This is a genomic window from Caproicibacterium sp. NSD3 (assembly GCF_053613275.1).
In genome coordinates this window covers 2062562-2083795 of record NZ_CM132119.1, presented here as the reverse complement: position 1 = coordinate 2083795, position 21234 = coordinate 2062562, and the positions used below count along the sequence as shown (strand labels likewise).

19 protein-coding genes and 2 tRNA genes are annotated in these 21234 nt (G+C 36.7%); 13 read left to right on the top strand and 8 right to left on the bottom strand.

Annotated features, from left to right (window positions below; all coding sequences use genetic code 11):
• Positions 1–398 precede the first annotated feature (398 nt).
• The 6 genes from ACVS9P_RS10255 to ACVS9P_RS10230 all read left to right on the top strand — a co-directional run bounded on the left by ACVS9P_RS10255 (position 399) and on the right by ACVS9P_RS10230 (position 6549).
• Complete coding sequence (locus ACVS9P_RS10255; RefSeq protein ID WP_452103441.1) at positions 399–896, top strand: lipopolysaccharide biosynthesis protein; 498 nt, start codon at positions 399–401, stop codon at positions 894–896.
• A 68-nt stretch (positions 897–964) separates the two neighbouring features.
• Positions 965–1795, top strand: a complete 831-nt coding sequence (locus ACVS9P_RS10250) for a lipopolysaccharide biosynthesis protein (RefSeq protein ID WP_452103440.1) — start codon at positions 965–967, stop codon at positions 1793–1795.
• Positions 1796–1921: 126 nt separating this feature from the next.
• Positions 1922–2995 (top strand): polysaccharide biosynthesis protein, encoded by a 1074-nt coding sequence (locus ACVS9P_RS10245; protein WP_452103439.1) that lies wholly within the window; start codon positions 1922–1924, stop codon positions 2993–2995.
• On the top strand, positions 2996–4222 hold the full coding sequence (locus ACVS9P_RS10240; RefSeq protein ID WP_452103438.1) for a polysaccharide biosynthesis C-terminal domain-containing protein: 1227 nt from the start codon (positions 2996–2998) through the stop codon (positions 4220–4222).
• 17 nt (positions 4223–4239) lie between these two features.
• A complete protein-coding gene (gene wecB / locus ACVS9P_RS10235) occupies positions 4240–5433 on the top strand; it encodes a non-hydrolyzing UDP-N-acetylglucosamine 2-epimerase (protein WP_452103437.1) in 1194 nt (397 codons plus the stop codon).
• Positions 5434–5460: 27 nt separating this feature from the next.
• Entirely contained in the window at positions 5461–6549 is a 1089-nt protein-coding gene (locus ACVS9P_RS10230) for a GDP-mannose 4,6-dehydratase (protein ID WP_452103436.1), read from the top strand.
• A gap of 90 nt (positions 6550–6639) precedes the next feature.
• On the opposite strand, the gene ACVS9P_RS10225 is transcribed toward ACVS9P_RS10230, so the two are convergent.
• The 7 genes from ACVS9P_RS10225 to ACVS9P_RS10195 form a co-directional block, all read right to left on the bottom strand.
• Positions 6640–8118, bottom strand: coding sequence for a nucleotide sugar dehydrogenase (locus tag ACVS9P_RS10225; RefSeq protein WP_452103435.1), 1479 nt, complete (start codon positions 8116–8118; stop codon positions 6640–6642).
• Between the two features lie 293 nt (positions 8119–8411).
• Complete coding sequence (brnQ, locus tag ACVS9P_RS10220; RefSeq protein ID WP_452103434.1) at positions 8412–9713, bottom strand: branched-chain amino acid transport system II carrier protein; 1302 nt, start codon at positions 9711–9713, stop codon at positions 8412–8414.
• Positions 9714–10086: 373 nt separating this feature from the next.
• Entirely contained in the window at positions 10087–11184 is a 1098-nt protein-coding gene (locus ACVS9P_RS10215) for a GerAB/ArcD/ProY family transporter (protein WP_452103433.1), read from the bottom strand.
• A gap of 7 nt (positions 11185–11191) precedes the next feature.
• Positions 11192–12334: a Ger(x)C family spore germination protein gene (locus ACVS9P_RS10210; RefSeq protein ID WP_452103432.1), complete on the bottom strand. Its 1143-nt coding sequence runs from the start codon at positions 12332–12334 to the stop codon at positions 11192–11194.
• A complete protein-coding gene (locus ACVS9P_RS10205) occupies positions 12331–13947 on the bottom strand; it encodes a spore germination protein (protein ID WP_452103431.1) in 1617 nt (538 codons plus the stop codon). Before ACVS9P_RS10205 ends, ACVS9P_RS10210 begins: the two co-directional genes overlap by 4 nt.
• A gap of 299 nt (positions 13948–14246) precedes the next feature.
• Positions 14247–14330, bottom strand: a tRNA-Tyr gene (locus ACVS9P_RS10200).
• Between the two features lie 36 nt (positions 14331–14366).
• Positions 14367–14442 (bottom strand) — tRNA-Thr (locus tag ACVS9P_RS10195).
• Between the two features lie 358 nt (positions 14443–14800).
• Between ACVS9P_RS10195 and ACVS9P_RS10190 the strand changes: the two genes are divergently transcribed.
• The 3 genes from ACVS9P_RS10190 (at position 14801) to ACVS9P_RS10180 (ending at position 15929) form a co-directional block, all read left to right on the top strand.
• Positions 14801–14968, top strand: coding sequence for a hypothetical protein (locus tag ACVS9P_RS10190; protein WP_452103430.1), 168 nt, complete (start codon positions 14801–14803; stop codon positions 14966–14968).
• Between the two features lie 216 nt (positions 14969–15184).
• Positions 15185–15400: a DUF1653 domain-containing protein gene (locus ACVS9P_RS10185; RefSeq protein WP_452103429.1), complete on the top strand. Its 216-nt coding sequence runs from the start codon at positions 15185–15187 to the stop codon at positions 15398–15400.
• Positions 15393–15929: a M48 family metallopeptidase gene (locus tag ACVS9P_RS10180; RefSeq protein ID WP_452104704.1), complete on the top strand. Its 537-nt coding sequence runs from the start codon at positions 15393–15395 to the stop codon at positions 15927–15929. Before ACVS9P_RS10185 ends, ACVS9P_RS10180 begins: the two co-directional genes overlap by 8 nt.
• Before the next feature lie 135 nt (positions 15930–16064).
• Here ACVS9P_RS10180 and ACVS9P_RS10175 read toward each other — a convergent pair whose 3' ends face one another.
• Positions 16065–18023, bottom strand: coding sequence for a polysaccharide biosynthesis protein (locus ACVS9P_RS10175; protein ID WP_452103428.1), 1959 nt, complete (start codon positions 18021–18023; stop codon positions 16065–16067).
• A 406-nt stretch (positions 18024–18429) separates the two neighbouring features.
• Between ACVS9P_RS10175 and ACVS9P_RS10170 the strand changes: the two genes are divergently transcribed.
• The 4 genes from ACVS9P_RS10170 (at position 18430) to ACVS9P_RS10155 (ending at position 21229) form a co-directional block, all read left to right on the top strand.
• The gene (locus ACVS9P_RS10170) at positions 18430–19134 is read left to right on the top strand and encodes a YveK family protein (protein WP_452103427.1); all 705 of its coding nucleotides are present in this window, start codon (positions 18430–18432) and stop codon (positions 19132–19134) included.
• Positions 19127–19852 carry a CpsD/CapB family tyrosine-protein kinase gene (locus tag ACVS9P_RS10165; protein WP_452103426.1) on the top strand — a complete coding sequence of 242 codons (726 nt, stop codon included), beginning with the start codon at positions 19127–19129 and terminating at the stop codon, positions 19850–19852. Before ACVS9P_RS10170 ends, ACVS9P_RS10165 begins: the two co-directional genes overlap by 8 nt.
• Complete coding sequence (locus ACVS9P_RS10160; RefSeq protein ID WP_452103425.1) at positions 19797–20555, top strand: CpsB/CapC family capsule biosynthesis tyrosine phosphatase; 759 nt, start codon at positions 19797–19799, stop codon at positions 20553–20555. The genes ACVS9P_RS10165 and ACVS9P_RS10160 overlap by 56 nt, the downstream gene beginning before the upstream one ends.
• Before the next feature lie 131 nt (positions 20556–20686).
• A complete protein-coding gene (locus ACVS9P_RS10155) occupies positions 20687–21229 on the top strand; it encodes a hypothetical protein (RefSeq protein WP_452103424.1) in 543 nt (180 codons plus the stop codon).
• The last annotated feature ends 5 nt before the right edge of the window (positions 21230–21234 follow it).

Genomic DNA, 21234 nt, shown 5'->3' with positions numbered 1-21234 from the left:
TTAAGCGCAGTAAAAACTTACATTAACTGTTATGGCAGTCTTATTTAGGAAAGATGTATTAATACACCAAATTTTATAAAAATAAGCAAAGTTTATAATTTTGTCAGGGAGTCCTTACAAATGGGTATATTTTATTAAAAACACTTTTTAATAAATAAAGAAAGAAGGGACTACTAATTTTGGGGTTTTGTTTTAATTTAAGTTATATAAATATCTGAAGTATAAATTATGATTAATAAGAGTGAATATTATTAGATAAAAGATTTTGTAGTATCGCTAAAAAGGTGCAACAAAAGGAAAGGAACATGGTGTTATTAATTCCGAAAAACATCATATGAATTGAAATGTTGAAAGCATTGCGAAGTAAGATAAGTATACCATTAGGAGCAAAATCTGCTATGGTTTATACTGTAGCAAATGTATTTTCAAGGGGACTTGCAATAATTACGATGCCTATTTTTACAAGGTTAATGACAACTAATCAAATCGGAATTGTAAATTTATATAATTCGTGGTTTTCTATGATAAGTTGTATTGCGACTCTTTCGTTAACATCAGGGGGTTTTTCAGTAGCTATGAAGGAGTTTGAAAACAAAAGACAAGAGTATATATCGTCGGTCCTATCATTAACATCTATCATGGCTATTTTTATTTCAATTTGCTATTTTATTAATATTCAATTTTGGAATAATATAACAGGACTGTCAACAAAAATGATGATTTTAATACTTATTGGGCTTCTTGTTGCACCAGCCACAGACTTTTGGCTTGCTTACGAAAGATATGAGTATAGATATAAAAAATCAGCATTATTAATTATGATATCAGCTTTGGTTGCATCAGCATTTTCAATATTTACTATAATAGCTATGAATAATAGGGGGAAAAGGAGTTAGCAGAAGGTCGGCTAATATCAAATTATATTGTTGTATACGGAGTTGCTATTGTATTATGGACAAGCCTTATGATAAAAGGAAGAACTTTTGTAAATGTTGAGTATTGGAAATTTTCTTTGTCATTAAGTTTGCCATTGGTTGGATATTCAATTGCATCGCAGATTTTGAGTGTTTCAGATAGAATGATGATTAGTAGTATGGTCAATAATAGTGCAGTTGGAATATATAGTACTATTTATTCTGTTAGTTCTCTTTTTACAATGGTATGGACTGCAGTGAATGCTTCTTTTGTTCCATATTTATATGAGAATATAGACAAAAAAGACAATTCAATAAGAAAAATATCTTTTTCCCTTTTATTTGTATATGCAATGATTGCAATTATGATGGTCTTTTTAGCTCCTGAAATTGTTAAAATACTTGCAACTGATGAATATTACGAGGCTATCTATATTATGCCTCCAATAGCAGCTGGGGTGTTTATGACATCTGTAGCTAATATGTATTCGAATATTCTTTTGTATACTAAATCTTCTATACATATTATGATCGCTTCATGTATTGCTGCAGTAGCAAATTTAATTTTAAATTACACTTTAATTCCGATCTTTGGGTATATGGCGGCAGCTTATACCACAATGTTTGCATATATCTTAATGCTTTTAGTACTAATTGTTTTTGCCAATAGATCGTTTTTATTGAAGGAAAAAAAATCGTTAAATATTATATATGATAATAAAAAAATATATACATTATCAGTTTTAACGATATTAATACTATTGCTGGGGATAGAATTATATCAATTTACAGTATTAAGATATTTGTTATCAGGATTACTTGGAATAGCAATCATATCATTTTCTCTTAAAGTGTTAAAGAAAAAAAATAATTATATATAAAGAAATTTATTTGTGAGATTTTTTTGTTTTAATATATGTCACATATGAAAAGAAAGTTTATATACATAGATTGTGAAATTATTGTTTGTAATGTTTTGCAAAATGATAAATAAAGGAGAAAAAATAATGAACACGGCAAAATTTTTTAAAGACAAAACGTTAATGATTACTGGTGGGACGGGGTCTTTCGGTTCAACGGTTTTAAAACATTTTCTAGATTCGGATTTAAAAGAAATACGTATTTTTTCACGTGATGAAAAAAAACAAGATGATATGAGACATAAGCTACAAGCAAAACATCCTAATTTAGCAGGGAAAGTAAAATTTTATATTGGTGACGTTAGAAATATGCGTTCTGTGGACGATGCGGTACAAGGAGTGAATTATATTTTTCATGCAGCAGCATTAAAGCAGGTTCCATCATGTGAGTTTTTCCCTATGGAAGCTGTCAGAACAAATGTAGAAGGTACTGATAATGTACTCCATGCGGCTGTAGCAGCTGGTGTAGAGCGTATTGTTTGTTTATCTACAGACAAAGCTGCATATCCAATCAATGCGATGGGGATTTCGAAGGCAATGATGGAAAAAGTAATTGGAGCAAATGCAAGAGTAGCTGCTGGAAAAACAACCATTTGTTGTACTCGATATGGTAACGTTATGTGTTCACGTGGCTCAGTTATTCCGCTTTTTATAGATCAGATAAAAGTTGGAAACCCAATTACAATTACTGATCCAGATATGACCAGATTTTTAATGAATTTGGATGAAGCGGTCGCTTTAGTTATGTTCGCTTTTGAACATGGAGAACCAGGAGATTTATTTGTTCAAAAATCTGATGCAAGTACAATTGGCGATTTGGCAAAGGCAGTACAGCGGTTATTTGGGGATACTGGCACAAAAATCATTGGAACACGGCATGGCGAAAAATTATATGAAACACTTATGACCAACGAAGAGTGTACTAGAAGTATTGATATGGGTAATTACTATAGAGTCCTTCCAGACGGACGTGATTTGAATTATGATAAGTTTTTTGTAGAAGGGCAAGTACATACCATGGCAAACGAAGCTTACACTTCACATAATACAAAGAGATTAGATGTTGAGGAAACTGTTGAAAAAATTATGACTACAGATTATGTGAAAAAAGCACTGATTGAATTAAAAAATAGAGGAAATGTAAAGTTGGAGGACATTTGATTGAAAGTTTTAATAACTGGTGCAGCTGGTTTTGTTGGTAAAAATTTAGTTGCATCGTTAAAAAATATACAGCAAAATAAGGATAAAACAAGGCCAAATTTAAAAATTGAAAAAATTTTTGAATTCGATATTAAAACTGATCCTTTATTGCTTGATGAATACTGTGAAAAAACTGATTTTGTTTTCAATTTAGCAGGTGTTAATAGACCAAAGGATAATAAAGAATTTATGAAGGGAAACTTTGGCTTTGCATCTACTTTGTTGAATACGTTGAAAAAGCATCATAATTTAGTTCCAGTTATGTTATCATCATCTATCCAGGCGACGCTACAAGGAAGATATGTTGATTCTGATTATGGAAAATCAAAATTGGCGGGGGAAGAATTATTTTTTAAGTATGGAAAAGAAACAGGTGCAAAGGTACTTGTATACCGCTTTCCTAATTTATTTGGGAAATGGTGCCGCCCAAACTATAATTCTGTTGTAGCTACATTTTGTAATAATATTGCAAATGATTTGCCAATACAAGTAAATGATGAATCTGTTGAGTTGGAATTACTTTATATTGATGATTTAGTTAACGAGATGTTAGATGCATTAGAAAACAAAGAACATCATTGTGAATTTAAAGGGATAGGTGCTGTAGGCAACAAATATGGAAAATATTGTTATGTCCCAACAACTTATAAAACAACATTAAAGAAGATTGTATCATTGTTGAAATCGTTCAGAAAACAGCCGAATACACTTTTGATGCCTGAGATTCCAATTAATTCATTTGCTAAAAAACTTTATTCTACTTATTTGTCTTATCTTCCAGAAAGTAAAATTAAATTTGCACTAAAAATGAATTGCGACGATAGAGGAAGTTTTACCGAACTATTAAAGACGGCCAAGTGCGGGCAGCTTTCAGTGAATATCAGTAAGCCGGGCATTACGAAAGGGCAACATTGGCACCATAGTAAATGGGAATTTTTCATTGTTGTTGCTGGGCATGCCTTAATTGAAGAACGTAAGATTGGATTGGATGAGAATGGTAAAATATATCCAGTAATGAAGTTTGAAGTATCTGGAAATAAAATTGAAGCGATTCATATGCTTCCAGGATATACACACAATATTATAAATCTTTCAGATACGGAAAATCTGGTTACAGTGATGTGGGCAAGTGAGCTATTTAATCCGACACATCCTGATACATTTTTTGAACCAGTAGATGAACAATAGAAAAGAAGTGGTATAGAATGTCAAATACAGAAATTAGAACAGACTATTCTGATATTCAATTTAAAGAGAATGGAAAACTTAAACTATTGATTATTATTGGAACTAGACCAGAAATTATTCGCCTGAGTGCAGTAATCAATAAATGCCGTAAATACTTTGACACGATTCTTGCTCACACCGGGCAGAACTATGACTATAGTTTAAATGGTGTGTTCTTTCATGATTTAAAATTGAGGAATCCAGAAGTATATATGAATGCGGTAGGCGATGATCTGGGCGCTACTGTAGGCAATATTATTAATTGTTCCTATAAATTAATGAATCAACTAAAACCAGATGCATTATTGATTCTTGGAGATACAAATAGTTGCCTTTCGGCGATTGCAGCTAAAAGACTTCATATCCCTATTTTCCATATGGAAGCTGGAAATCGTTGTAAAGATGAATGCCTTCCTGAAGAAACAAATCGCCGAATTGTTGATATTATATCGGATATAAATCTTGCATATTCTGAACATGCAAGAAAATATTTACATGAATGTGGATTACCTAAAGAAAGAGTGTATGTAATAGGTTCTCCAATGGCTGAGGTACTGCATCAAAATCTCGCGGATATAGAAAAATCAGATATTCTTAATAAGCTCGGATTAACACCTCATAAATATATTCTGCTCTCAGCTCATAGAGAAGAAAATATTGATACAGAAAAAAATTTTTTATCCTTATTTACAGCTATTAATAAAATGGCAGAAAAATATAATATGCCAATCCTATATTCTTGCCATCCAAGAAGTAGAAAAAGAATTGAGTTATCTGGGTTCCAACTGGATCCACGTGTGATTCAACATGAGCCAATGGGGTTCCATGATTATAATCACTTACAGATGAATGCATTTGCTGTAGTATCAGATTCAGGTACTTTGCCAGAAGAGGCTAGCTTCTTCATAAGTCAAGGCTATCATTTTCCAGCAATTTGTATTCGTACAAGTACAGAGAGACCAGAAGCATTGGATAAAGCTTGCTTTGTACTGGCAGGTATAGATGAAAAGAGTTTATTACAGGCTGTCGAAACCGCTGTACAGATGAATTTGAATAAAGATTTCGGAACTCCAGTCCCAGATTATGTTGAAGAAAATGTTTCTTCTAAGGTGGTGAAAATTATTCAGAGCTACACTGGTATTGTAAATAAGATGGTATGGAGAGAGTATTAATTAGTTTAGAATGATTGGAGAAGTACAATGTCAGGAAAAATAGACTTAGAAAATAAAACAGTTTTGATAACTGGAGTGGCTGGATTTATAGGTAGTAATCTGGCATTAAAATTATTAAGATCAGTTTTCCCAATTTGTATTATCGGCATCGATAATATGAGCGATTACTATGAGGTGAGCATAAAAGAGTGGAGACTTTCAAAAATCAAGAAATGTGTGAAAGAGCATTCAAAATCCTCGTGGATTTTTGTGAAAGGTTCCATTGCTGATCGAACATTAGTAAATAGGATATTTGAAGAGAGAAAACCTGATATTGTAGTAAATTTAGCTGCGCAGGCTGGAGTACGTTATTCTATTACGAATCCAGATGTCTATGTGGAATCTAACCTAATTGGATTTTATAACGTACTAGAAGCTTGCCGCCATTCTTATGATAATGAAGCCAAAGGGGTAGAACATTTGGTATATGCGTCCAGTTCTTCTGTATATGGTTCTAATAAAAAAGTACCGTATTCCACAGATGATAAGGTCGATAATCCAGTATCTCTTTATGCAGCTACAAAAAAGTCAAATGAGTTAATGGCTCATGCATATTCAAAACTTTATAATATTCCATCTACTGGACTTCGCTTCTTTACCGTATACGGTCCGGCAGGACGTCCGGATATGGCATACTTTAGTTTTACGAATAAACTTTTAAAGGGTGAAACTATTCAAATCTTTAATTATGGAAACTGCAAGAGAGATTTTACTTATGTGGATGATATTGTAGAAGGGATAAAGAGAGTGATGCAGGTACCACCAGCAAAAGTGGTTGGTGAAGATGGGCTACCTGTTCCGCCTTATAAGATTTATAATATTGGAAATAATCAGCCGGAAAATCTTTTGAATTTCGTGGATATTCTTCAGCAGGAATTGATTCGCGCAAAAGTATTGCCCAAAGATTATGATTTTGAATCACATAAAAAATTGGTTCCTATGCAGCCTGGTGATGTACCAGTTACATATGCGGATACAAGGGCTTTAGAAGCGGATTTTGGTTTTAAACCAAGTACAAGTTTGAGAGATGGACTTCGTAAGTTTGCAGAATGGTACAAAAAGTTCTACCAAGTGTAAGTCATATTTTTACGAATTATGTATAAAGTACACACATAAATAATCCCAAGTGAAGTTGCTATATATGATTTCATTTGGGATTATGTTTTTCTAATCACGTTGGAACAAATCTCTGGTGTAAACTTTATTTTTTACATCATTTAAGCAATTGTCATAGCGATTTGCAATAATACTGTGGCTGACCTTCTTAAATTTTTCTAAATCATTGATAACTTTACTTCCAAAAAATGTAGCACCGTTTTCTAGAGTTGGCTCATAGATAACAACAGTAGCACCTTTGGCTTTAATTCGTTTCATAACACCTTGAATACTACTTTGTCTAAAGTTGTCTGAGTTCGATTTCATAGTTAAGCGATAGACTCCGATAATAACCTGTTTTTCCTTTGCAGAATCCCATTGGCTGTTCGCTTCATATGCACCGGCGAGTTCCAAGACTCTGTCAGCAATGAAATCTTTTCGCGTGCTATTGCTTTCGACAATAGCACTCATCATACATTGAGGAACATCATTATAATTAGCAAGTAGCTGCTTTGTGTCCTTAGGCAAGCAGTATCCTCCATATCCAAATGATGGGTTGTTATAATGAGTACCAATACGAGGATCCAAACATACGCCCTGGATGATATCCTTGGTATCTAGTCCTTTCATTTCTGCATAGGTATCTAACTCATTGAAGTAGGAGACACGTAATGCCAGATAGGTATTTGCAAACAATTTGACCGCTTCGGCTTCAGTAAATCCCATAAATAAGGTATCAATATTCTCTTTAATTGCGCCTTCTCGCAGAAGAGCTGCAAAGTCATGAGATGCCTTGACCAAACGTTCATCATTCTTATCAGTAGATACAATGATACGGCTTGGGTAAAGATTATCGTATAATGCTTTTGATTCACGTAAGAATTCCGGACTGAAGATAATATTTGAAGTATTATATTTTTTACGTGTAGCTTCTGTGTATCCTACTGGTGTTGTTGATTTAATGACCATAATGGCATTTGGATTTACCTTCAAAACAAGTTCAATAACAGCTTCTACAGCAGAAGTATCAAAATAATTTTTTTTACTGTCATAGTTGGTTGGAGTGGCAATGACAACAAAATCAGCATTTTTATATGCTTCTTTGGCATCTAAGGTAGCCGTCAAATCAAGTACTTTTTCGGTTAAGTAGTTCTCAATATAGTCGTCTTGGATGGGAGATTTTTTGTTATTCAGCATTTGTACTTTTTCTGGAATAATATCTACTGCTGTTACGTGGTTATGCTGTGCAAGAAGTGTGGCAATGGACAATCCAACATAACCGGTGCCGGCAACCGCAATATTCATAGGAGAAGGTGATTTGAGTTTACTGGATGTTTCTGGATTGATAAATATAGAATCTGGTTCGAAGCCCAATACTTTTCCTAAATTTTCTAACTGTGGGATAGAGGGTATAAAGCTTTTTTTTTCTAATCTAGACACCAGTGCACGATTCATTCCAGTAGCACTGGCTAACTCTTGCTGGGTCATGGACTTTGCTTTTCGATTTCTGGAAACGATTTCAGAAAGTAATGACTGTGATAGCTTTTTCATGATGGATACCTTCTTGCAGTGTTATTTTAATGATTTACAAACGAATTATTTATACATTTAAAGACATAGATAATGTATCATAATTAAAGCATAAGTACAATAAAAATAATTAATAATTGCATAAAATAAAAAAATAGATATAATATGTTAATTTAAATAACATATAAATTTATACATACATAAAGTTATATTAAATACCCCCATCAACTGGTATTATAGAAAATTGACGTATAAGGGAAAATGGCACAGATAGAGAAAAGATCCTCTATCTGTGCTATTTTTTATAATGAATTTTATCCTTCTTTTTTATTCGGAATTAATAGTGCAAGAATGATCCCAACTGCTGCAGGGCAGATCCAACCGAGACCTGCAAAGTAAAGCGGAAGAGCAGAGATGAGATCGGTAAGTACGGGAATCTGGATCCCAATTTCATAGAGTGCATAAATTACACTGACGATTCCGGTCAGCGTGATGCTCAGCGGAAAAAGCAGTGGCTTTTCCTGTAACTGCTTTGGGAAAAATGCCAAAGCAATCAGCACAATCGCAATAGGATACAGGCAGTTTAAAATAGGAACAGAAATTTTTAGAATCATATTTAGTCCTGCATTTGCAAGGACGGCGCTGAAGACGGCAAAGAAACTGGCCCAGGTTCGGTAAGAGAAGCGGGAAAACAGCTGAGAGAAGTATTGTGCGCAGCAGCAGATCAGACTGATGCACGTATTGAGGCAGGCAATTACAAAGATTGCCGCTAGAATAATAGCGCCGGCTTTTCCAAACAAGCGGTCTGCAGAGATACTCAAAAGCTGTGCACCGTTTTGTGCAGAAGAATTTCCATTTGAAAATCCAATGAAAGTGAGAGCCCCATAAACGCAGAGAAATAGAACGCTGGCAATTCCACCGGCGATTACAGTCGAATGAATAACTGCGTGATTTTCAGTAATTCCACGGGCATTAATATTTGCTGCAAGCATGAGCCCGAAGATCAGTGCAGCGATCGCATCCATTGTCTGGTATCCATCGAGAAATCCTTGTGCGGCGGGTATGCTCTGATAAGCAGTAGCAGGTGTATTAGCAGAAACATTTCCGAAAAAGACACATCCAAAAAACAGAACTGCAATCAAAACCAGCAAAATCGGTGCGAGACGTTTTCCGAGCAGATCGACTAGCTTTAGGGGATGCAGGGCAAGTGCCAGTGCAATTCCAAAAAACAGGACGGAGTAAAGGATGCTTAACAATACAGAAGGAGCTTCTTTTCCGATGAATGGGGTTACAGCCATTTCAAATGAAGTGCTTGCAGTACGTGGAATCGCTAGGCAAGGTCCAATGGAAAGGTAAATGAGCATTGTAAAAACGGAAGCAAAAGGATGACTGACACGTCCGGCAAGTGATTTGATACCGCCGGAGCGGGTTGCTCCGATAACACCTAAAATTGGAAGTCCGATTGCACTTAGAGCAAACCCTAAAAAAGCTGGAAGTACAGCAGTTCCGGCAGAGTAACCGAGAAATGGCGGAAAAATCAAATTCCCTGCGCCAAAAAACATAGAAAACAGCGTGATTCCAACAAAGAGCTGTTCCTTTGAAGATAATTTTTGCATAATTAACTTTCTCTCTTTTCGTACAATTTTTTAACCAGCAGATCCTTTGTTGAGCCGCAACATAAAGGACTTTTGGCTATACGCAACAAAAAACTGGGTGATAATTTTATCACCCAGTTTTCTAGTGGAGAAAGAATGGATTCAGATATTCAAGGCCAAAACAACAGGTTTATCATTTGAAGTTATATGTAAAGGAACTGAAACCATCAGTTCCCTTCATGTTTGCTCTTTGTTTCCTAAAACGAATCTCCACCGGATAGGCATGTGCGTCCAATAAAAGCGCTTAAGTGATTTATAACTAATAATAGCAGATAAGGGGTAAAATCGCAAGTTAAAGGCATAAAAATAAAAGAGTTTATGCTAACCCCAATGGTTATGATGCTGTTTGATTAGCTTTTTTCAATTTCTTTGAAATTACAATTTTTAGAAGAGTCAAAGACGGCAACACAAACTCAAATAGCAGCCATAATATCGGCGTAATAGTCTGTGCAGATGTTATATGCCCCATCACCGATGAATATACAATATGCGAGCAAATAATAATTAAGACTCCTATGATGAAGACCAATGGCTTATAGGATTTTAATTTTAGTAATTCTACAAGTCCAGCTACTACAACATAGTATAAGAGAGAGATTTTGAAAAATTCTAGGGTAACCAGAAAAGTTGCATAGATTACATCAGTGCCTTGAAATATCTCAGTCAACCCAGCAAGCTGTAACGTTGAGAATGAGGGAAATATGAATACTTTCACCATATCTCCTAGTACAGCTGTATCTCTAATCGTTACTGCCAGTAGGAATAAACCACCAAATAAAAATCCTTTTAATAAACAACTTGACATGCGCTTTTTATCTTCGAGTCTAGGAACAATCATTTGAAAAATGACCGTACCAAATGGAATAACCGCAACCAGATTAGCACTTTTCAAAATCGTTGTGGGAGGAACAGAGAATAATGGCAGTAAGTTATGAAGGTCAAGTCGGTCCCAAACGAAAAATGTTGTTAAAATAAACGTTACCACAATAAGCATAACAAATACCATACTGTATCTAACAATTACTCTTAATCCTTTTATAACGGCCCAACTGCATACAATCATAAATGAGATCAATATGACCATAGGCGGCGTAGCGGGTAGAACACTGAAGTTTACGAAATCCTTCAGGTCTCTTAAATTTAAAAAAGACAGACAAAAAAAGTAAAATAAATACAGCAAAGAAAAGATTCCGCCTACCCACTTTCCAAAGGCAAGTTCGTTGATTTGAAAAAGACTTTTTCCTGGATATTTTTTCATAACAGATAACTGAATTAAAAGGAAAAGCAATGCAACTATCCAGCCTAAAATTACCGAAAACCAAGAATCCCTTCCCGTTACCGCAAAGAAAAATGCTGTTAATAATGAAAAAGATTGAATATAACATATAATTGTAAAAAGCATTTGTGAACAATTGATTGTTTCTTTTTCCATAGTTTCCTCAATCCAATTTCTTCAAGATTTTTCCGCTGTCTTTAATTGTTGCTTCAACTTTAATTTCAGGCTTTATTTCAGTATATAATTTATCCCAGTTATCTTTTATACTGGTCCATTTTTGAGGCTCTGTTTGATTGATCAAAGTTCCAATCCCGTAGATATCGGCCTGATAAGATTGAGTCGCTTGAAAACACGTAAGCACATTGTCCTTGATTTGCTCCTCAGCAGCTTTCTGTAATTCTTTTTCTATGCATTCTGCAGATTTATTTTCAAAACCAGTCAATTCTCTTATTCCCAGTGCCGTTTTAATCGTGATGGGAACAGACACAGTTCCATCTTCGTTTACAGAAGCATCTAGTTTACCGCTGCTGCTGCATATCTCAAGAGAGGCTCGCCCAAATTCAGTTTCTACATTCACCACGCCGCTTTCCACTTTGTTCATTGTCCATAAATAGCCGCGTGATTTATTTTTATCTAATTCTCCAACCATTTTATCACTTTTAAAAACCGCCAATCCGGCCACTTGGACCCTTGGATTTTCTGCTTGCTTGTCTATTTTTATCAGACTAGCAATGGGACAGGTTGTTCCGCCCGCAAGCTTAGTCGCAAATTCCAGAAGGTCCACATTAATGGACTCTGAGTTTATTCCTTGGTTTTTAAGCAGCTGTGTGGTATCTATTGCCGACAGGGGAGACATCTCGGATTTTGTTGTCAGTACTTCATTTGCAGTCGTATCTGACACCAGAATCGATACATTTATTCTGCCTTCATGGTCACGTAAGAAAAGATCTAATTGTCCCTTTATGCCCTTGGATGCATCTTCTTTTCCAAAAATTAAGCATTGATTATGCCCTATAAATAGCTTGTGGCTATTTTCACGTGCACAATCCCTAAACATATCAAAAAGATTTTTCCCAGTTCTTTCATAAATCAAAGTCTTTGAGCTTACTTGGCTTTTTTGACTTGAATTTCCGATACATCCTAATTGCATGGTAAGCGTTGTTAAATCATTATCCGTATTATTATCAATTCCAACACCGATAACCGGAATGATTTCATTCATTTCTTTGCTGTCCATGCATCCCGAAAACAGAAAACAAACAGCCAGGGAAATTGCCAGAAGTGAAAACTTCTTTCCCTTTTTCATGATTTATCATCCCCATTCGAGGGAATGGAAGTATCTCCCGGCGGTACATTGACTCTTTGTCTGATAACATCCTGATGTGCAAACTCTGATGGGCGTTTTTTCATTGTCCAAAGAGGAGTACGAATAAACAAGTCTTTCCAATCTTGGATATGCATCGGCGCGACTCCTGCAAAATAGGGCACACCAAATGATTTTAACGAGGCTAAATGAACTAGCATCCCTAAAATGCTCAATAATATTCCATAACCTCCAAGAATCGATGCTAAAATTAATGAAATAATGCGCATGATTATAATTGCATCTTGATGCTCTGGTGTTACAAATTCTGCCATTGCGGTTAAAGCAATCGTCACGACCATAGGTGCACCAACCAATCCAGCTGAAACGGCTGCATCACCCATTACCAGAGCACCAACAATACTAACTGCCTGCCCAATTGGGCGAGGTAATCTCAATCCGGCTTCCCGCAGAATTTCGAAGGCTAGCAAAAGGATGAATGCCTCGATGACAGTTGGAAAAGGGGTGCCTTCTCGAGCGGTTGCAATGGTAAACATTAATGTAGTCGGAATTACTTCCTGATGAAATGTTGTAATAGCTATAAAAAAGGCTGGTGCAAACACCGCAAATATAAAAGAAAAAAATCTTAGCAAACGTATAATACTTGCATAAAAAGTTCGCACATAATAGTCTTCAGCTGTTTGAAAGCTTTCAGTAAAAAGCAATGGCACTGTTAATACAAAAGGCGTACCATCTACAATGATTGCAGCCCGTCCTTCCAAAATTTTGGCTGCTATTACGTCTGGCTTTTCGCTCTTTCCGATTGTTGGAAAAATGCTAAGTGGAGCATCTTCTATATATTGTTCAATATAGCCGGACTCTAAAATGGCATCCACGTTTATTGAGTTGAGCCGCCTTTTAATTTCAGTGATAAGGCTTTCGTCTACCACTCCCTTTAGGTAAGCGACTGAAACAATCGTTCTTGTTTTTTCACCAATCACAAAGGTATCCATTCTGAAAGCAGGATTTCTTATTTTTCTACGCAAAAGTGATGTATTTGTTCTGAAATTTTCGGTAAATCCCTCTCTAGGACCTCTTGCGACAGCTTCAGTCTGGGGCTCTGTAACGCTGCGTTTATCCCATCCTTTACTGCTAATAATGATTCCAGAGCAGTATCCGTCTATCAGTAAAACGGTATCTCCGGATAAGCAGCATTCCAAAAGCTTATTTTCCTTGTCGGAGTTTATTACATCCCCTGAGCAAATAATGCGCTTTTGTACATCTTCTATTACGTTTCCTTTTGTCCTGGCGTCATATAACATCAGAGGCTTCATGATTCCCTCAGTAATAATATCGTTGCTTACAAGCCCATCTATAAAGATTAAGGCGGCATTGACAGCAGGAAATCTTCCAAACGTGAACTCACGAATCTTTACATCGTTGCAATCACCAAGATAGCTTTTCATGATTTCAATGTTATCTTTTAAAGAGGTCGTCATGGTTGGTTGGGGGGAGTTTTGATTTTTAGATTCGGGTGTAGGATCTGCAGCATTTTTTGTCGCTTCATTTAGAATGGTTCTATATTTTATTTTTTTCAGTAAATTTTGCAATATCATTAGCGTTCACGTCCTTTCGGAGATATTTTTATTCTTTTCAATTTTTACTAAAAAAATACATATAACAAAACCATTGAAAAATTTTAGGCAGTTACATATGATCAATTCATTGTGGTCCATCTGATAATGCGAAAAATATAGAATTCCCTAAATAAAAAAACAATCTATCAAAGCTTGCGTAATGGGATCATTTTTATACCCCAATTACTCCAGTTTTGATAGATTTCCACAGCGCTTTGCTTCTTTAATTTAATATAAAAAAGTCCCAGAAACCGCATTCTCATACGTTTTCTGGGACTTGGTGGAGGAGGATGGATTCGGACCATCGAAGCCGAAGCAACAGATTTACAGTCTGCCCCCTTTGACCGCTCGGGAACTCCTCCATATACCGGCAATCACTTAGCCACTTGCCGGAGTTATGGAGCTGGCAATAGGACTCGAACCTACGACCTGCTGATTACAAATCAGCTGCTCTACCAACTGAGCTACGCCAGCGCATCGCGATTGACACTAGATTATTATAGAGCTCTAAATAATAGTTGTCAAGAGAAAAAGTGTATTTTTTTAAAAAAGAGGGCACATTTTGTTTGAATTTTTCCTTGCGGTTTTGATGTTTTAAAATTATAATAAACTTAATGAAAAATTTTGATCGTTAGAAGAAAGGGGAAATACTCTATGAAAAAAGGAATCTCGATAGCTTCAATAGTGATCGGAATTATTACGGCTCTTTGTGGAGCTGCGACGATTGTTTTTGGTGCTTTGGGTTTATTTTCTTCTAAATATCGTGCTTGAAAATTTCCTTTATGCGCAAAATGAATCTTTGTGGCATAGATTGGCATGGAGGTGCTTTTCTATGGAGACGAAAACGTATCACTGTATGGATCCGAAAGAGAATCCACAGCCTGTTTGGACTCATGCCCAAAGGGACGCTATCAAAGAGCGGCAGGAAGATGCGGTTGCACGGTTTAAAGCAGATCCGGACTCATTCTTTCCTGATCCCACACAGGACAAAAAGCCCTGAGTGGATGTTTACTTTACAAAAGCCGTTTTGATACCGAGAAAAGCTGTATCATGCGGCTTTTTTATTTTGGCTGAAAAGGGGAGAACCGGCTTACAATTTCGGCGGGGCTAAGATGGTGCTAAGGATCGGCAATGCGGCGGGTTCGATGCCTGATAGGATTGTTGCAAATTAGAATCATTTGTGTCATACTGAAGAAAAATTTTGGGAGGATGGAAAATGGAGATTCCAAAAGGCAGATATCGCCATTTTAAAGGAAATGAGTACAGAGTGCTCTGTTTAGCGCGCAATTCCGAAACATTGGAAGAGATGGTGGTTTATCAGGCGCTTTATGGAGAGCATGAAGTTTGGGTGCGGCCTGCTTCTATGTGGAATGAAACGGTCAGCAAAGATGGGAAAACGATCAAGCGTTTTACTTATCTTGGAAATGAATAATCAGGTTCCCTATCAGTTGATTCGTTCCAAACGACGTACGCTGGCGCTTTTAATTACACGGGAATGCAAAGTAATCGTTCGTGCACCACAGAGATTACCTCAGAAAGAGATTGACCGATTTTTGGAGAGCCATACAGAATGGCTTAGATACCATCTTTTGCAGCAGCAACAGAAAGCACAAGCGGAAGGAGCGGGTTCTCCAGAGGAGAAGGCCGAATATATTCGGCAGGCAAATGAAATTCTTCCACAAAGGACGGCTTTTTTTGCAGATGTCATGGGAGTTTTTCCGACCAAAGTTCGGATTACAGATGCAAAGGCACGTTTTGGGAGCTGCAGTACAAAAAACGGTATCTGCTTTTCATGGCGGCTGATGAGATATCCAAAAGAAGCAATCGATTATGTTGTCGTGCATGAGCTTGCACATATTCGCTATAAAAATCATGGTGCTGAATTTTATCAATTGATTGCTTCTGTGCTTCCGGATTACCGAAAGCGCTGGGCACTTTTGAAAGAGCCTCCCATAAAATAAATTGGTTTTGAGAGGGAAGAGTTTCTTTTTTGTAAATCTTCCCTCTATTTGTTACTTTTGAAAATTGGGATATAAAAATCCGGACAAAGCAAATCACTTTGTCCGGATTGACTTATTTACTTATTATATGGTTGGTTATGCCAATTTTTGTGTTCCTACCGATACAGGAAGGGGGAGATTTTCTTTTGCATTTGAATCCATTTGAAACTCAGCCGCCGCATTGACAATATCCGGATCCTGAAAAGTGGGAACCACTTTTCGAAACGCTTCTTTTACGACTTCATTGCTTGCATCTTGTATTGCTTGGTTTAAGATATAAAGTTTTTCTTCAACCTGTGCCCGCGTAAGCGGTTTATCCCGTTCGATCAAAATACGATCATTTTCTGTTTTGACCATTTCTTCACTTTTGATCAGTAATTCCTCGTAAAGCTTTTCTCCGGGACGAAGCCCAATTTCAACAATTTGAATATCTTGTCCAGGAACAAGGCCGGACAAGCGGATCATATTTTTAGCAAGGTCATAAATATGTACAGGTTTTCCCATATCGAGAACAAACAGCTCTCCTTTTTTAGCCATTGCCCCCGCCTGCAGAACTAACTGGGCTGCCTCTGGGATAGTCATAAAATATCGAATAATACGCTTGTCCGTAATTGTTACAGGCCCGCCCTGTGCAATCTCTTTTTCAAATAGAGGAATCACAGACCCATTGGAACCCAATACATTTCCAAAACGTACAGCGACAAACTGTGTTTTGCTGTCACGACGACTTTGGATAATCATTTCGCATAAGCGTTTGGAAGCCCCCATAATATTTGTGGGATTGACCGCTTTGTCGGTAGAAATCAGGACAAATTTTTCGACATTATATTTTTCAGCCATATTGGCTGTATTATAGGTGCCAAATACATTGTTCTTAATGGCTTCTACAGGGTTTTGCTCCATCAGTGGTACATGTTTATGGGCCGCTGCATGAATGACAACCTGCGGACGCTCGGCAGAGAAAACTTGTTCCAGTCTGTTTATATCTCTAACAGAACCAATAATAACTTTTAAGTTTAGAGAAGAAGCATATTTTAAGAGCAGCTCTTGCTGTACATCGTAAGCATTGTTTTCATAAATATCGAAGATAATTAGCTTTTTAGGTTGCATTTTTGCAATTTGACGGCATAATTCTGAGCCGATAGAGCCACCGCCGCCAGTGACAAGTACGACTTTTCCTTTATAGTAGTTTTCTGAAATGCTATTATCTAACTGAATGCTGTCTCGAGAAAGCAAATCTTCAATTTTGATATCTCTGATAAAATTGCGAATCCCTTGTTCCCTGCGTTCGCCAAAAGGATAATCATAAAGTTTTACCTTACATCCGGTCTGACTGTAGAGATCATACAGACGTCTCCGATGATCACTATCCAAATCCGGCAGTGCAATAATCACTTCGTGAATTGGCATCTCTTGAATCCGCTGTACAATATGCTCATCCTCTGCGTAAACCGGCAGACCATTAAGCCTTTGCCCAATTTTATCTTTATCAATATCAATAAAACAAAGCGGTTTATAATGAGACTGCGGATTACGGGACAGCTCGTGAGCAAGACTTGCGCCAACATTACCAGCTCCGACAATTGCTACATTCATTTTATGACTTTGTTCGACGGGAGTAGATTGTGCAGCGTTACGACGTGCATATTGTAATTGATAGAACATACGTGCCGATAGAGAGAGAAGACAGTTCAGAGAAACGACGCACAAATTGATTCCAAACCCTAAGTTGAGATAGGGAATCAATTGACCGATCAAAAGGATTTCTAATCCTGCAATAAAATCAGAAATAATCAGACGAAGATAAACTTTGATACCAGCATATCTCCAGATGTGATTGTAAATTTTAGAACAGATTCGAAAGCCGATGATACAAACAGCTAAAAGGAAAAAACGTAATATGGAAATTTGCAGTTCGAATTTTCCATTTAAAATTAAAATCAATGAGCTATTTAGGGAACAGAGTAAAATAATACTGTAAGACAACGCTAATATTAGCAGATCAAATCCACATAAAGTTGTTTTTCGTTTATCCATAATCCGATGTTCTTTCATTCAATTTTTCTTCCTCATTATTTTTTTAATGCTACTTTTAATGCTACAAGAAACAGATAATACAATATAGATAATACGATTGTGCAAAATGATTATTTTGATAAATTATTGATCACATAACGCCTCACATTTTATGAGCTAATTTTAAACATTGACCAATTAGGTTTGATCGTTTTTAGGGGATTTAGATAAATCTAATGACTACTTTTAATGTACCATGCTAGCAATAAATATTCAAGCAAAATTTTCCAAAACTTGTTCTAAATTTTCAAAAAAGTGCCATTGCTTCAAAAAAGTTTTTCAAAAAAGTGTGTTTATGTTTTGAAATTCTCAATCTGTCTTGATTGTTTTTATTTAATATGTTATGTTTATATAGTCAGAATTTAAGAAAAACAGGAGTATGCGAATGATGGAAGATGAGATTTCTCTCAATGAGATATTTTTTGCCATTCGAAAGCAATGGAAAAAAATATTACTGGTGACTATCGCGGGGGCGTTGGTTACTTTTTTGGTTTCTTCTTTTTTGATCCCGAAAAAGTACACCTCTTCAATTGAATTATATGTGAATAACGGAACGAATACTTCCACTACAAATGCAATTAATCCAAATGACTTGACCGCATCCCAGAAGCTGGTCGGTACCTATATTGTTATTTTAAAAAATCGAGATGTTCTGGGTCAAGTAGCTGCAAAAATTGGAAATATTTCTTACGAACAGCTGCAGTCAGATATTTCTATGAGTTCAGTGGATAATACAGAAATTTTAAAAATTTCTGCAGAATCAGAGGATGCACAGCTTTCTGCCAATATCTGTAAGGCAATGGCAGATACAGCACCGGATATCCTCAAGCGGGTCGTAAAAGCAGGTTCTGTCGAAGTGATCGGCTCTGCCTCGATTCCCAGCCAACCTTCTTCTCCTGATATAAAACGAAATACATTAATAGGGGCTTTTGTCTTTTTAATAGTAGCTGTTTTTATATCTGTTATTGTATTTATGAAAGACAATACCGTAAAGGGAGAAAAGGATATTCAGGAAAAATTAAAAGTTCCTGTGCTGGGAGAGATCCCTGATTTGGAAGCTAAAAATAAGAGGGGGTCCCGTTATGCCTAAAAATAAAAAGCCCAGATATGGGAATCCTTCCAGCATTTTACTGAACAATAAAACGGATTTTTCAGTCGTGGAAGCATATAAAACAATTCGGACAAATCTTCTTTTTGCGACTTCGACTTCTCAGAATAAAGCAGTTATTTTTACCAGTGCAGAGCCCGATGCAGGAAAATCAACGACTTGTATGAATTTGGGGATTACAACGGCGCAACTTGGGGCCCGTGTGGCGATGGTTGATGCTGATATGAGAAAACCAACTTTGCATAAATATGTGCGTCTTAGCAATGCAAAGGGACTATCTAAATGTTTGTGTGGACTTGATAGCCTAGAAGACAGCATGTATCTAAATGTGTTTCCAAACGTGGACTTAATTACTGCTGGGCCGATTCCGCCAAATCCTTCAGAACTCCTTGGCTCGGAAAGTATGGTGCGGCTTTTAGACACTTTGTCCGAGTCCTATGATTATGTATTTGTAGATATGCCGCCAATCAATGTGGTAGCGGATGGACTTGTGTGTATCGATCATGCGGCTGGTGCGGTTTTGATTGCACGTCAGAAACAGACCCGGTATGCTGAACTTCAAAAGGCAATCGACAGTATTCGAAATATTCACGGAAATCTGCTTGGAGTAATCGTTACCGATGTCCATGAAAAGGATAAACCCTATGCTTATTCCAAAGAGTATCAATATCGCTATGACTATGAATACAAAGACAAATAATTCATCTTTTGTAGATCTTCATACACATTGTCTTCCGCAAATGGACGATGGTGCTAAAGACTGCAATATGTCGATTCAGATGCTTCAGACTCTTAAAAAACAGGGAGTCAGAAAAGTTTTCTTAACTCCGCATTATTATCCGCAGAGAGAATCACTTTCTGATTTTTTACAGAGACGGTCAGATTCCTATCGAATTCTTAGCTCGTTTCGAGGGATGGCGGATAGTCCGGAAGCTTTTTTAGGTGCAGAGATTTATTTGATTCGGGGGTTATGTGAAGCGGATTTGCGGCCGCTTTGCCTTGGAGACACGAGAATCCTTTTATTGGAGCTTCCCAGGCAGCCCTATCATGCATGGATCTTAGAAGAACTGCACAATTTGACCTATGCGCTTAATATTATTCCTGTGCTGGCGCATATTGAACGGTATCAGGCATATTATCATTCGGGGGATTTTGAAGAGCTTTTATCTTTTGAAGATTTGATTTTGCAGTTTAATGCCGGGGCACTTCAAAACCGTGAAAATTGCCGCTTCCTTTATTCACTTTCAGAACAGGGTTATCCGATGCTGATTGGCAGCGATACTCATGATATGAGCGCACGGATGCCTTCCTTTGATAAAGCGCTGCCTGTGTTAACAAAAAAGCGGCATGGGCAGGAATTACTTGCAAATGTACAAAAAACATGGGCTAACTTAAAATTATAAGTAAGAAATAATGAAATTCAAAAGATTATCTTTACAATTTGATTAAAAATTGTTATAATATGGAATATCGTTTAAGGATATTTTAGGATAATTAAATCAAGTGATAAAAATATTTATAGGAGGGTTATTTTATGAAGAAGTTACTTGCAATTTTGTGTGCAGGAATTATGATGGTCGCAATGGCAATTCCGGCTTTCGCTGCAACCACAAAAGATGATGTTATCACAGAGATGAAGTCTGGAATCCAGATTGGTACACAGACAAGGCAGATTCCGGCTCAGTACATTAAATTGGCGGAAGATTTTCTCAACGCTAACGATTTAACGGATGCACAGCTTTCTACGGCACTTAGCGATTTGAAAGAAGCCAAAGAGACCTGGGCAAATACGGGTAAGCTGGCCTTCAATGAGATCCCATCTGATGTTCAGACAAAGCTTGAGAATATGGCAGTCGAAGCTGCTAAAAAATTGGGAGCTACTCTTACTTTTGACGGCAAAACCATTTCAATTGTCGATAAAAATGGAAAAACTTACAGTACTTCTACACAGTCTAATCCAATTAAACAGACCGGTGCGGATTATACTGCTTTGATGGTAGTCACGCTTGCAGTCCTTGGTTCTTTGGGAGCGGTTGTTGCAGTTTCCGCTAAGAATCATCTGGTAAAAGCTCACTGATTATC